This window comes from Tepidibacillus sp. LV47, assembly GCF_048381575.1.
Lineage (GTDB): Bacteria > Bacillota > Bacilli > Tepidibacillales > Tepidibacillaceae > Tepidibacillus.
Map to the genome: position 1 here is coordinate 503,304 of NZ_JBLWIF010000001.1, position 13,558 is coordinate 516,861.

General features: G+C 37.9%; 15 protein-coding genes and 2 riboswitches. All 15 genes read right to left on the reverse strand.

Annotated features, from left to right (window positions below; translation table 11 throughout):
- Position 1 precedes the first annotated feature (1 nt).
- From cobO to ACMW72_RS02525, 15 genes are read right to left on the reverse strand one after another with little or no spacing between them, the layout of a single operon-like run.
- The gene (gene cobO / locus ACMW72_RS02455) at positions 2-544 is read right to left on the reverse strand and encodes a cob(I)yrinic acid a,c-diamide adenosyltransferase (protein ID WP_418367236.1); all 543 of its coding nucleotides are present in this window, start codon (positions 542-544) and stop codon (positions 2-4) included.
- Positions 531-1,964 carry a cobyrinate a,c-diamide synthase gene (locus tag ACMW72_RS02460; protein WP_418367237.1) on the reverse strand — a complete coding sequence of 478 codons (1,434 nt, stop codon included), beginning with the start codon at positions 1,962-1,964 and terminating at the stop codon, positions 531-533. Before ACMW72_RS02460 ends, cobO begins: the two co-directional genes overlap by 14 nt.
- Positions 1,964-3,067, reverse strand: coding sequence for a cobalt-precorrin 5A hydrolase (locus ACMW72_RS02465; RefSeq protein WP_418367238.1), 1,104 nt, complete (start codon positions 3,065-3,067; stop codon positions 1,964-1,966). Before ACMW72_RS02465 ends, ACMW72_RS02460 begins: the two co-directional genes overlap by 1 nt.
- Entirely contained in the window at positions 3,068-3,847 is a 780-nt protein-coding gene (cobM, locus tag ACMW72_RS02470) for a precorrin-4 C(11)-methyltransferase (protein WP_418367239.1), read from the reverse strand.
- The gene (gene cobI / locus ACMW72_RS02475) at positions 3,844-4,563 is read right to left on the reverse strand and encodes a precorrin-2 C(20)-methyltransferase (protein ID WP_418367240.1); all 720 of its coding nucleotides are present in this window, start codon (positions 4,561-4,563) and stop codon (positions 3,844-3,846) included. Before cobI ends, cobM begins: the two co-directional genes overlap by 4 nt.
- Before the next feature lie 16 nt (positions 4,564-4,579).
- Positions 4,580-5,809, reverse strand: a complete 1,230-nt coding sequence (gene cbiE / locus ACMW72_RS02480; protein WP_418367241.1) for a precorrin-6y C5,15-methyltransferase (decarboxylating) subunit CbiE — start codon at positions 5,807-5,809, stop codon at positions 4,580-4,582.
- Entirely contained in the window at positions 5,775-6,890 is a 1,116-nt protein-coding gene (locus tag ACMW72_RS02485) for a cobalt-precorrin-5B (C(1))-methyltransferase (protein WP_418367242.1), read from the reverse strand. Before ACMW72_RS02485 ends, cbiE begins: the two co-directional genes overlap by 35 nt.
- Entirely contained in the window at positions 6,883-7,548 is a 666-nt protein-coding gene (locus tag ACMW72_RS02490; protein WP_418367243.1) for a precorrin-8X methylmutase, read from the reverse strand. The genes ACMW72_RS02485 and ACMW72_RS02490 overlap by 8 nt, the downstream gene beginning before the upstream one ends.
- Before the next feature lie 39 nt (positions 7,549-7,587).
- On the reverse strand, positions 7,588-8,346 hold the full coding sequence (cobK, locus tag ACMW72_RS02495) for a precorrin-6A reductase (protein WP_418367244.1): 759 nt from the start codon (positions 8,344-8,346) through the stop codon (positions 7,588-7,590).
- A gap of 33 nt (positions 8,347-8,379) precedes the next feature.
- The gene (locus tag ACMW72_RS02500) at positions 8,380-9,300 is read right to left on the reverse strand and encodes a sirohydrochlorin chelatase (protein WP_418367245.1); all 921 of its coding nucleotides are present in this window, start codon (positions 9,298-9,300) and stop codon (positions 8,380-8,382) included.
- Between the two features lie 30 nt (positions 9,301-9,330).
- On the reverse strand, positions 9,331-10,107 hold the full coding sequence (gene cobJ, locus ACMW72_RS02505) for a precorrin-3B C(17)-methyltransferase (protein ID WP_418367246.1): 777 nt from the start codon (positions 10,105-10,107) through the stop codon (positions 9,331-9,333).
- A 15-nt stretch (positions 10,108-10,122) separates the two neighbouring features.
- Positions 10,123-10,962: an energy-coupling factor ABC transporter ATP-binding protein gene (locus tag ACMW72_RS02510; protein WP_418367247.1), complete on the reverse strand. Its 840-nt coding sequence runs from the start codon at positions 10,960-10,962 to the stop codon at positions 10,123-10,125.
- A 16-nt stretch (positions 10,963-10,978) separates the two neighbouring features.
- On the reverse strand, positions 10,979-11,680 hold the full coding sequence (gene cbiQ / locus ACMW72_RS02515; RefSeq protein WP_418367248.1) for a cobalt ECF transporter T component CbiQ: 702 nt from the start codon (positions 11,678-11,680) through the stop codon (positions 10,979-10,981).
- An 8-nt stretch (positions 11,681-11,688) separates the two neighbouring features.
- Entirely contained in the window at positions 11,689-12,018 is a 330-nt protein-coding gene (locus ACMW72_RS02520; RefSeq protein WP_418367384.1) for an energy-coupling factor ABC transporter substrate-binding protein, read from the reverse strand.
- On the reverse strand, positions 11,954-12,715 hold the full coding sequence (locus ACMW72_RS02525; protein ID WP_418367249.1) for an energy-coupling factor ABC transporter permease: 762 nt from the start codon (positions 12,713-12,715) through the stop codon (positions 11,954-11,956). Before ACMW72_RS02525 ends, ACMW72_RS02520 begins: the two co-directional genes overlap by 65 nt.
- A 200-nt stretch (positions 12,716-12,915) precedes the next feature.
- A riboswitch (cobalamin riboswitch) is annotated at positions 12,916-13,111 on the reverse strand.
- Positions 13,112-13,281: 170 nt separating this feature from the next.
- A riboswitch (cobalamin riboswitch) is annotated at positions 13,282-13,477 on the forward strand.
- Positions 13,478-13,558: the final 81 nt, after the last annotated feature.

Below are 13,558 nucleotides of genomic sequence, written 5' to 3' on the forward strand. Positions count from 1 at the left end.
CTTAATATTCAATCCCTTTGACTGCTGGAATTCTTTCATTATAATAATGTTTTACTTCCTGAATTTCAGAAACAAGATCGGCTTGGTTGATGAGTTCAGGTTTGGCATTTCGCCCTGTAATCACTACATGTAACTCTTTCGGTTTTTGTTGAAGAAATTGAATCACTTCTTCTAATGGAAGAACATCATCAATGGAAAAATCAGTGATTGCTAAAGCATTATTCAACTCGTCTAATACAATCAGATCATACAAGCCGGACATTGCTTTCTCTTTTACAAATTCCCAACCTCTTTTTAACGCCTGCCGATGTTCTTCTGGAGTTTTCGTCCAGGTAAAGCCGATACCCAATTGGACGATCTCAATTCCTAACTTCTCTAATGTTTTCTTTTCACCATAGTCTCTTTCAGGTGATTTAATAAATTGAAAGATGCCTACCCTTAGACCTTGACCGAATGCTCGAACCGCTAGTCCAATTGCAGCTGTCGTTTTTCCTTTCCCATTTCCTGTATAAATGATGGTCAATCCTTTTTTATTTCCTTTCATCGTTTTCACTCCTTTCCTCAAATAAATTTAACCTTTTTTTCTGATATTCAGCTGCTTTTGCTAACCAATTGATAACCATATTTGGATTTGAAGGAAAGTAGAGATGTGTATAACCTGCTACAAGATTTTCATTATGGTAACCATCGAAAAATTCTCCTCTTGATCCCTTCACCTGATAAGCGTAGGGATAGTTTTCTATTGTCGGAATAAGTGTAGAATAGTGAAATTCGTGTCCTCTTGCTGTCTCTCCTTTGTTTAGTAACACTTGTTGAGAGATCGCTGTGATTTCCCGATATCCTAATGCAGCCAAACGTTGTTGCATTTGAACTTTTGCAGGAATGATTCCGACCATCTCATACGAATTTCCATTGTGATCAATAATCTCCTCAGTTAAAAACATATAGCCACCACATTCGGCAAGTGTTGGCATTCCCTGACTGATCTTTTCCCGAAAATCAGCAATTACCTTTTTCTGGGCTGTTAATTGAGCAGCAAATTCTTCCGGAAATCCTCCTCCGATATACAATCCATCTGCATCAACTGGAATGGTTTCTCCGGCCAAGGGGCTAAAGTATTGAATTCTTGCCCCATACTGTTCTAGTAGCTCTAAATTCTCAGGATAATAGAAATGAAAAGCTTGATCTTTTGCCACCGCTATTGTTACAGGATAACGTCGCTCAGAAAATGGCTGAAAGATAGAGGGGGGTTTGACGACTACTTCTTCTACTTTTTTGGCAATCTGTAAAAATTGATCGAGATCAATGTGCACTTCTATCAATTCGGCTAATTGCTGAAATAATGGATTAAGTTCCCCTCGTTCAATTGCTGGAACAAGTCCTAGATGTCTTTCCGGTATACTCATGATTTGGTTTTTATTTAAATAACCAATCACTGGAATTCCAGTCACATCTTCGATCGCTTTTTTGACCAATTCATAATGTCGATATCCTCCTACTTGATTGACAACCACTCCGGCAATATTTATCCGGGGATCCATTTGCTGAAACCCAAGAACCATCGCTGCTGCACTTCGGGCTACTCCCTCTGCATTAATAACCAAAACGACTGGAGCGTTTAATAATCGGCTTATTTCCGCAGTACTTCCTTTGTCGCTTAGAGGGTCTTTGCCATCATAAAAACCCATCACACCCTCAATTACTGCAAGATCTGCACCAAGTGAGCCGCGGATAAAAATCTCCTTCATGATTTCTGAATCAACCATCCAGGTATCAAGATTCCTTGACTCCCTTTTTGTCACTGCAGTGTGATATGTAGGATCAATATAATCGGGCCCTACTTTAAACCCTTGAACAGTGATTCCTCTTTTTGCTAGAGCAGCCATCATACCAATCGTTAACGTCGTTTTCCCTACTCCACTTCCTGTCCCAGCAATGACAACCCTTGGAATCTGTGTTTTCATTAATTCCCTCCTTTCTCCAATCTACCAATGGAAATCGTAACATTCCCTGCTTTCTTCTTTTGAAATAGAAGTTGATTCGTTCTAGCAGATAAACAAGCAGCAGGTTCACTCACCCCATAAACCCCTATATGACGATAAACCGTTTCTGAAGGATGTTGAATGGATACCTGATTTAATTCATCTTTTGTGTAGAAAACGATTGGCCATTGGTACTTTTGATGAATCTCTAATAATCCTAATTCATCCCTTTTTAAATCAATGGTTGCGAGATGGTCAATACTCTTCCAGGATAACCCTTCCTCTTCTAACGTAGAAAAGATCACAGACTCGATTTCCGATGCTGATGTACCACGATTACATCCGATTCCAACCACTAATGTTTTTGGACGGTAGAGAATGGTCTTCTCAGGGAGATTATTCCATTCTTGTTGATGAAGCAATCGATCGGTAATGACAATTGCCCCTTGATAATCTTCCTTTATTCTACTTTCACTTGATATCGACGAATAAAACGAAAATTGTTCAGAAAGAGGAATCGAAGAAGGCCACCAATCCCTTTCTCCAACTTCTTGAATAATCGCAATTTTTTCGTCATTCACAACCGCTGCACTTACCGCTGTAACATGTTGTACAGAGTCTAGCTGCCAACCATATTGAACTCCTAACAAATCAACAGCTAATTTTTGGTTGACATCAGACGATGTCGTAATAACTGGAATCGCCCCCATTAAATTGGCTACTAGATTGGCTAAATGGTTAGCCCCGCCTAAGTGTCCAGACAAGACACTAATGGCATACCGGCCATTGTCATCTAAGACAACAACTGCCGGATCTGTCCTTTTGTCCTTGATAAGTGGAGCAATGATTCGCACAACAGCACCAAGTGCCATAAATAAGATCAATCCTCGATAGGATAAAAATAAGGAAGATAAGAGCGTTGCCATACTACCATCAGTCACATAAATATCCTTTTCTTCTTCATCTCCGAAAACCCATTTTTTTGGATAATAGAGATCACTATCAGGTAGTCGCTCATGTAAGGATCGAGCTTGATACACTCCTTTTTTTGTAATTGCCACAATCGCATATGCTTTTTTCACCATTTACTCCCCTTTTCGATATCCATGGCTAAATCGCCCATCATACAATTTGGAACGATTTTTATCGATATCCAGATGATTTTGAAAAACGTTGCCGGCCAAAATCATCGCATGGGAGTGAATATTCTCTTTCTTTAATTCCTCTACCACTTTTGCCAATGTACTTTGGATAATTTTTTGATCCTCCCAAGTCGCACGATATACAACCACAATCGGTGTATCTTCTGCCCATCCAGCGAATCTTAATTCCTCTACGACTTTTCCAATCAATGAAGAACTTAGGAATAATGCAAGAGTACTATGGTGAAGCGCTAATTCTCTTAATTTCTCCTTTTCTGGTACAGGGGTTCTTCCTTCTATTCTTGTAATGATTAACGTTTGAGTTAGTTCGGGAATGGTAAGCTCCGCTTTGATTTGTGCAGCAGCCGCAAAAACGGAACTTACACCAGGGATGATCTCATAATCGATACCTTCCCGTTGCAATCGTCTCATTTGTTCAAATGTCGTACTAAAAATTGAAGGATCTCCAGTATGTAAGCGAACAACAAGACTTCCTTTTTGAATTTCTTCAACGATCATCTCTATTTGTTGTTCCAAGGTGATCCCTGATGTTTTAATCGTTTTTGCTCCTTTTTTTACCCTTTCTAATAAAGAAGGATGGATTAAAGAATCGGTATAAAGAATCACATCTGCTTGTTGCAGTAGTTTTAACCCTTTTACGGTGATAAGATCAGGGTCTCCAGGTCCTGCTCCAACGAAATAAACTTTATTTTCTTTCATCATGTTCTCTTCACCACCATTAATGACAAATAGGATAAATCTTTTCCTTTTAAATCTAAAACGTTTTTATAGATTATTTCTTCGTTTGAAGTTGCTTTTGTGACTATTGCAGCTTTTTCTAAGGTATTGGTTTCAATTAAAACATCGATTAATAAATCAAGGACTTTTGCTATTTTTAAGAAAATAATTGTCTCATGTTGTTCGATCGCTTTTTTCATGTGATCTTTATTTCTCGTAGCTGGAATAATTCCGACCTGTGCATCGCCATCAGCTAATGGTAAATGTAATGAAGCTGCGGCACCAAAAATTGAAGAAATTCCTGGAATCGATTGTACGGTAACCTCTGGATGAATGATTTCCATGTATCGGCAAAGATGAATAAATGTACTATAAAATAAAGGGTCTCCTTCTGTAAGGAAGGCAACATCCTTTCCCTGTTGTAAATAGCGAAATACTGCTTCTGTTGCTTCTTTCCATTGCTGTTTGATGATTTCTTTATTCTTGGTCATCGGGAAAAGTAAAGGAAGTAATTGCTGCCTTTCCATGTCAATAAAATCTCTTACAATCGACAAAGCATAACTCGTCTCATTTACCGCCTTTATTGGAAAAGCAATCACCGGTGAATTTTTGATCACCCGTAATGCTTTTAATGTGAGAAGTTCGGGATCGCCAGGGCCAAGGCCAATACCAAAAAATTGTCCGATTTTATGTTCTTCCATCCGCTTCTTCCTCTCTTCACCCTTTTGAATTCGTTGCTGTAACAATATAAATTGGATTTAAACTCTCAAATCCTGTTTTATTGACAATCGGCTTACTTCGGGCAATCTGCACAAGTGTAATTTTCGGTGAACATCCCTTATTTTCAAAAAAATGCAAAGTATCCATCAACGTTTCCATCGTTATGGCGTTCACGATCACTCTTCCGTTTTGCTTCAGCCGATGACAGCCTAGCTGAAGGATTTCTTCTAACCTCCCATTACTCCCTCCGACAAAAATCACATCTGGATCGGGAAGATCGTTTAAACAATCTGGGGCCTCCCCATGGATAACTGTAAAATCCGTACGAAACTTCTTCATATTTTTTTTGATAAAATCTATATTCTCAATGTCTTTTTCAATCGCATAAACTGTAGCATTTGGTTGGTATTTAGACGCCTCAATCGAAACAGAACCTGAACCAGCTCCAATATCCCAGAGAATATCTCCTGATCTTAATTTCATTTCTACTAAACTTAATACCCGTACCTCTTTTTTGGTTATTAATCCTTTTTTGGGCTTTTTTTGATAAAATTCTTCGTCTTCGATTCCCAAATTCCAACTTTGAACGGCTGGAATTTCTTTTCGTTTCCGCAATATGACGATATTTAACGGTGCGAAAGTTTGAACAGCCGCTTCTTCTAGAGATAATAGATAAACCCTTTCATTTTTCCCGCCAAGATATTCACCAATAAACATTTCATACTCATCAAATCCATAGTTTAATAGATACTTAGCAATCGCTGTGGGAGAATGAACAGTATCGGTTAACAGAGCAATCTTTGCTTTACCATCGATTCTTTGTGCTAGACCTGCTAGTGACCGTCCATGTAAACTTTCTATATAAGTGTCCTGCCAAGTATCTCCCAACCTAGCAAATGCTAATTGAAGTGAACTAAGGTGGGGATAGATGGATAGATTTTCACTTCCTACGATGTCAAGAAATAAACGGGCAATTCCATAGAAAAGTGGATCACCTGAAGCAAGAACAACCACCTTTTTGTTGATTGCTTCCTCCTTTAAACGGTGTAGGATAAATGGAAGATCTCCTTTTAAGACCCATTTTTCTTTTTGAAAATGAGGAAAATAGGAAAGGTGTCTTTCCCCGCCGACTAAAATATCTGCTTCATCGATCCATTTTCGATAGTGAGGGAAAATCCCATTTTCTCCATCGTTACCGATGCCAATGATCTTTATTTTCCCAATCATCTATCTCCACCCTCCCAAGAACTCTTCCCGATTTTGAAACAAGAATGACCTCTAGGATCAATCCTCCCTGAATATAAGAAAGACTCTCTAAAGCGACCAAACGGCAAATTTCTGCAAAAAAAGATGGTCTATTTTCTTCGATGATGATTTTCTCAACCCATGCAGCCGTATTGGCTTGTTTAATTTTTTCTTGAACTGAATTGGAAATGTAAAGCCGGTTTGCAATATTAGCTAGAAATTGAAAATCAATACTCGACTCTTTTGAATGAACCATCATCTTCCCTTGCGCAACCTTGGATAGTTTTCCAATCATCCCTAAGATGGTTACCTTTTTTGCTCCTAGTCTTTTCGCGTGTTTTAAAGCAAAGCCAACAAATTCGCCCATTTGGATAAAAGCCATTTCCTCTTTTTCCTTAAAGATGTTCTGCGCAATCTTTTCACTTGTACTCCCAGTCGTTAAAATAAAATGGTCGATCCCATTGATTCTGGCAACACGAATCGCTTGAACAATACTTGCCTGGTAAGCATCATGAGAGTAAGGGATCACCGTACCTCTTGATCCTAAAATGGAAATCCCACCAATAATCCCCAATCTAGGATTTAATGTCTTTTTCGCTAACTCTTCACCATTGGGTACCGAAATGACCACTTTTACACCTTTTGTAAGTTGATAAAATTCTAAAAGCTGTTTTACTTCTTTTTCGATCATGCGTCTTGGAACAGGATTGATTGCTGCTTCGCCAATAGGGACTGGTAATCCAGGTTTGGTTACTCGACCAACCCCTTTTCCACCGTCTATCTCAATCCTTTCTTCATCAAGCCATGAAACGGTTGACAGAATCAACGCTCCGTGAGTGACATCGGGATCATCGCCTGCATCTTTGATCACACCTGCCGTTGCTGTGGTTAGGCTATACGTAGAGTTTTGAATGGGAAATCTAACCCTCTCACCAATCGGCAACTGGATTTCGATATCATAAATCTGGCTCTGCTCAATTAACATAAGTAGAGCTGCTTTTGTTGCGGCAGTTGCACAAGCTCCTGTTGTATATCCGCTTCGCAATCCTTTTTTCTTACTCATTTTCATCCCGATTCACTTGTTGAGCCATCAGTGAGAGAGCATTCACAATTGCTGCAGCCACTGGGCTTCCACCTTTTCTTCCTTGATTAGTAATATAGGGAACATCTAATTTCTGTAATTCTTCTTTTGCTTCTTTTGCAGAGACAAAGCCAACAGGAACACCGATGATGAGATCGGGCTTTGCTTTTCCCAATTTTATCAGCCGAATCAGTTCTAAAAGTGCTGTTGGTGCATTTCCGATAGCAAAAATACCCCCCTCGATTTGGCTTGTTGCCTTTTGCATGGCAAGAATCGAACGAGTTATGTTTTGTTCTTTCGCTTCCTTGACTATATCCTCATCCCGTATATGACAAATGATTTGTCCACCAAAATGAGTGATGCGAGATTGATGGATTCCTGCCTTTACCATTTCCACATCCGTCACAATTTTTTTTCCTTGGCGAATTGCGAAGATACCCGCTTTCACTGCTTCTGGATGAAATCGTAAACTTTTCCCTAATTCAAAATCAGCGGTCGTATGAATCACTCTTTTGACAATTGGAAATTGTTCTTCGGAAAAAGAATGATTACCGATTTCTTCTTCTATCATTTCAAAACTTTTTAACTCAATCTCCTGAGGTTGAATCGTTATTGGCGAAAATTCTACGAAAAAATCCATATCCCTCACCTTTCGTTGATTCCATTTACAACTCATTTACTAGTGTTTCTCTAGGTATTTCAACAAATCTTCAAACTGATGAAACACGATAGGATACTGGAGTTTGGGCCTTTGTATCACGATCGTCTCAATTCCCATTTGGATGGCACTCTCTACCTTTTCTAAAAATCCTCCTTCTTTCCCACTTTCCTTTGTAATTAGAAGATTGATTCCATATTCTTTATAGATGGCTTGGTTCAATTCAGCTGAAAATGTTCCTTGCATGGCAATGATATTTTCCTTTGGAATTCCCAATGATTCGCACTTTTTTAGGTTTTCTACCGTAGGTAAAATGCGAAAAATGAGTCGAATATTGGGCTCCCCTAATAAAGACTTTGCAAATAGATCAATTTTAGTGATTCCTGTAGTTACGAATACAACACCTTTCTTTTCTCTTATCCATTTAATGGCTTCTAAATAGGAAGATACGAAATGAAGATATTGGTTCTCACTTAGAACTGTTGACGGCCGCTCATACCGTAAATAAGGTATGTTTGCTTCTTTTGCTACTTCCATCGCATACTTTGAAACGAGTTCTGCATAAGGATGGGTCGCATCAATAATGGCTTTAAATTTCTTTGCAAGAACCATTTCTAGCATTTGTTCTTTCGTTAACCTTCCAATATAAATGGGGATGTTTAAAGATTTATATTTTTGGGCAGCTTGTTTTGTTACCACACTTACAGATACCTTCTTATTATGTTGCCGTAAAAAAGCAGTTAGTTCTCTTGCATCTTTTGTTCCTGCTAATAATAACATTTTATCTAACCTCTGCTTATGGTTCTTGTTCACTTATTCATGATGTTGAAGATGAGTATGCTTTTCGTATTGATGATTATGGTGATGATGACCATGATGGTGATGTACGTGATCATGGTGATCATGATGATGAGAATGATGTATAAAGTTTAAACGATACTTACATAGGTCACAATTAAGGGCTGGTTTCCCCTCTAATGCTTCAAAGGCACGGTCAGTGAGAACATCGATTAATTTGTGATCAAGCCCTAGATATGGGGCTCTTTTGATCTTTCGGTTTGGATATAATTGTTGATAATGTTCAATCATTTGATCCATTCGTTTGATCAATATCCCTGTAAATAAGAAAAAAGGTAAAATATAAATGTTTTTTGCCCCTGTCGCAATACATCTTTCGATCCCTTCTGTAAACGTCGGCTCTGTTATTCCCATGAAGGCTGGTTCAACCCACTTAACCGGAGTCCGTTCCCACAATAACCGCATGATTTTGTAAAGATCGCTGTTTGCGTCGGGATCACTACTTCCCCTTCCCACAAGTAAAATCGCTTCATTTTTCCTTTGTTCCCCACTTTCTCCTTGAAAACCTATTTCTTTTAAACGATCTGAGAGAATTTGTAACGTTACTTCATGAATTGCGATGGGCCTTCCATATGTAAAAGTAACGTCTGGATATTTCCCTTTTGCTTGATCAATCTCATAGGGAATATGTATTTTAGCATGACCAGCGGAAAAAAGAATAATCGGAACGAGAGCGACTTTTGTTGCCCCTTGCCGAATACATTGATCAATTCCTTCAGCAACTGTGGGTGTCGTTAATTCTAAAAAACATGTTTCAATAATCGGTACCGACTTTATTTCTCTGATTTTTTGTGCTACTTTTTCTGTGAAACCAAATACTTCTTCATTTCCTTCCGCATCGCGACTCCCATGTGCAACAAATAAAATGGCTTCCATTTCTTCTCCCCCAAAATTTATCATTTTTTGTTAGCGTTCTGTTAAACTGTATTTATTTTGATAACCACGTGGTGTCACGATTTTTTGATCAAATTGAAAAGTGGCCTGATTACCGACAATAATGGTGGTTACCATATTCATCTCATGATGAAGCATTTCACCTAAAGTCGTCACGATCACTTCTTGGTCGTCTCGATACGCATTCTTTACAATGCCTACTGGTGTATCAGCCGAACGGTATTGCAATAAAATTTCTTGCGTTTTTTGGATCGGCAGAATTCTTTTCTTACTTTTAGGATTATAAAGAGCAATGACAAAATCTGCTTCTGCAGCCAGACGAATTCTTTTTTCAATTTGTTCCCATGGTGTTAAAAGGTCGCTCAAACTGATCGTACAATAATCATTCATAAGGGGCGCACCGAGTAAAGCGGCTGCTGCGTTAACCGCTGATATTCCAGGGATGACTTCAATTTGAACAGATATTTTTCTTTCTCTTGCTGCGATCATTTCGTAAATAAGCCCAGCCATTCCATATACCCCGGCATCTCCGCTAGAGATAACGGCTACTTTTTTCCCCTTTTTTGCTAGATCAATTGCAATTTCTGCTCTTTCAATCTCTTTTGTCATTCCTGTGGCAACCACTTCTTTTCCCTTTATATATGGTAGAATAAGATCGATATAAGTCCGATAACCTACGATGATTTCGCTTTTATTAATAGCTAGTTGTGCTTGTTTTGTCATTAATTCCTCACTTCCAGGTCCAATTCCGACAATAAAAATAGAGCCCTTTGTTTCCATTTTGTCCATAGTTCCCTTCTCTTTTTATTTACAGATGTTATGTAATAATGATAATAATTCAGTAAATGAAGTTGGTGGTTTTATCGAAGAATCGATTTGTTTCAGTTTTAATAACTCTTGGTATACTTCCCAAAAAACTGGCGGTTTTAAGCCAGAATCCCTTACGAATGTTTCGTCTGAAAAAATCTCCAAAGGTGTTCCTTCTTTCATTTTTTGTCCATTTTTCAAGACAATAACGTACTCCGCCCATTGATAAGCCAGTTCCAAATCATGAGTAGATAAAAGGATTAACTTGGAGCTTGATTTTTGCTCTAAAAACTGAATCAATCGTTCGATGGCCTTTGATTCAAGATAGGCGGTTGGTTCATCTAATAATAAAATCTCCGGTTCCATCACCAAGACTCCAGCTAAAGCTACTAATTTTTTCTCACCTAAACTAAGATAATGGATTGGCCTCTGTACTAAATGAGTGATATGTAAATATTCCATGATGAACTGAACTTTTTCTTGAATCATTTTTTCGGGAAGGTTCAAATTCTTGAGTCCATAGGCTATATCCTCCCAAACATTTGATGAGAAAAGTTGCTGTTCTGGATCTTGAAAAACTATACCAACCTTCCTTCTTAATCGATTTAATTCCCTAGGAGAATACTTAAGTTCCTTTTGATTGACGATCACTTTACCTGACTTTGGTCGGAAAATGCCATTAATATGACCTAAAAGTGTTGATTTCCCGGCGCCATTATGGCCAATTAGCGCCACCTTTTTGCTATTCGGGATCTTTAAGGTAAGGTGATCAAGTGCTACCGTCCCATTCGAATATTGATAAATCACATTTTCAAATTCAATCATTGGTGGTTCCATAATTCTTTCCGTCCTTCTATACTTCGATTTTGGCTTGATCAGCTACAATAGAACTTTCAATCACTCCTCTGCTTTCTAAACCGATCGCCCATTTTCGATAACGCTCTAAAGAATTTATAAAAAGTTGTGATAATAAAGCAGAAAATGAATAAAGTGAACGAGTAAAGTTTTTATAGCCAAGCCGTGAAGTTTGTGCCATTTTCATCTGATAGGCTGTATCTAACAAAACAAATAGAAAACGATAGATAAGTTTCGCAATTTCGAGAAGATCAACAGGAATTTTCAATTTTTCCATTACTTTTATTAAGTCATGAAAAGGAGTGGTCAGTATAAGAAAAAGTAAGCTTGCCGTGTTAGACAGCGATTGAAAAAATATACTTCCTGCTGTTTCTATTCCTTGTTTCGTAATCCCAATATAATAAGGGCCGATGGAAAGAAAGCCCAACATCATTTTTGGTGATGGAGAAATGGATAGCATAATGCTCATAAGGCTTACTCCTAGAAAAAGACCCATCCCTAGCAATAATGTTAGATAATCCTTCCATGGCACTTTGGCAAAACCAATAGTGATCGTGACAGTAATAACCCAGATCATAAGATCGCCAATCCAATGAAACAAAAAAGATAGGATAAAACTTACAAACACAAATATCAATTTGATGAAAGGATCAAGTCGAATAAAACGATTGGTATACGCAATTTGATCAATTTTCAACATTTAATTTCTCACCTGTCATTATCCTTCCTCTGATAAAAACCAATTCCATAAATGAGAACACCGAATCCTAAAATTGCTTGAACGGAAAAAAGGATCTTTTCCATTGTCTCATTAGGTTCAAAAAATAAATTTGTAATCCATGGCTGATAATCTCGATCTATCGTTGAAATTACTCCTTGTGCTTGATCATCCGTCCCAGTAAATTCAAGATTTCCTAAAAAATTTTGTAAAAAGAGAATAAGGAACAAAACGAATACACTAAGTAGTATTTTTTTATTTACCCCAAGTAAAAAACCTCCTTTCTTTTTGTAAAAGAATTTGCAGTTCTTGCTGATGATTTTGCTTTAAGAGTTGAACAACAATAACTGTAATGATTCCTTCGATCATCGCTAACGGCACCTGAGTAACAGCAAAGATCGTAAAAAATTTCTGAAATGATTCCATCACTCCTCCAATTTGTGAAGGAAACGCAAGAGCTAATTGAAATGAAGTCACAACATAAGTCATTAGATCCCCTAAACTTGCGGCGAAAAAGATTGCAAGCTTATCTTTATGGAACAAACGTCTAAATAAATGATACGTACCTACTGCAAATATTGGCCCTATAATCGCCATCGAAAAAAGATTAGCACCTAAAGTGGTAATTCCACCATGAGCGAGTAAAAGAGCCTGAAAAAGTAAAACAATTCCCCCAATTACACTCATAATCGCTGGACCGAATAAGATCGCACCTAATCCTACCCCTGTCATATGACTACTACTTCCCGTAACTGATGGTAGCTTTAGAGCAGATAAGGCAAAAGTAAACGCCCCTATTACACCAAGGAGTAATTTAAATTGAGGATTTTCTTTGATAACGATACGAATCCTTTTCACTCCAAATACGAAAAACGGAGTAGAAATCACCCACCAAAAAGCAGCCCATTTAACCGGCAAAAAGCCTTCCATAATATGCATCGCATAAGCAGGTTGTGGAATGAACAAAAAATAAATCGTTAATAACAAAACCTCAACACTAAATGATCGATATTGCAAATCAATTCCTCCCTCCAATAAAATAAGCACCCCTACCCTAAAGATAGAAGTGCTTGATAGACTAACGAATATTCCGCCATACCACCTGTTTCACGAAAAAAACACTTCACTCCGTTTTACAAGGAAAGCGTTGAAGTGCTTATGTTTAACAATGTTGATATGGCAATGAAACGACAAACACTCCCCTATCTCCCGTAGGGTTATGTGTTTTGAAAATAGGCAGGTCTCCTGACTTCGATTCACCGTCTGTATAAGGCCTTCCCAATTTTGCAATCAGTGGCATTGATTTATACAGACTCCTCGTTACAGTGGCGGGACCGTGTCGGATTTTCACCGACTTCCCTTTTAATCCAAGTTATGATTGCATAACTTGGAACCTATTTCCATTCATATTTAATTTTATTAACTTAATATATACCTCATGACTGATAGCATGTCAATAAACTTTTTCATTTTGTTACTGTATAAAAAATAATCATTGCAAAAAAGCAAAATTTGTTATTTAATATCAAATAAGGAATACAACATATAGAAGGAATCGTTCTAAAAAAAAACAATATATAGTGTTTTATACAAAAAAGTAAGGTGTTTTAAAACTTAAAAGGGAATCTGGTGAAAGTCCAGAACTGTCCCCGCAACTGTAAGTGTGGACGAAATGAGTAAAAGCCACTGTACAAGAATGCTTCATGGCTCTTGTACGGGAAGGATTCAAAGTAGGAAGAAGCACAAGTCAGGAGACCTGCCTTACTTTTCAAGTTTCATTTTCTTCGGGAGTTGAGAGGATGGAACGATTGTATAAACAGGTATATTTTCTATAATTGCCTTTTTATGCCATCGTTCAAT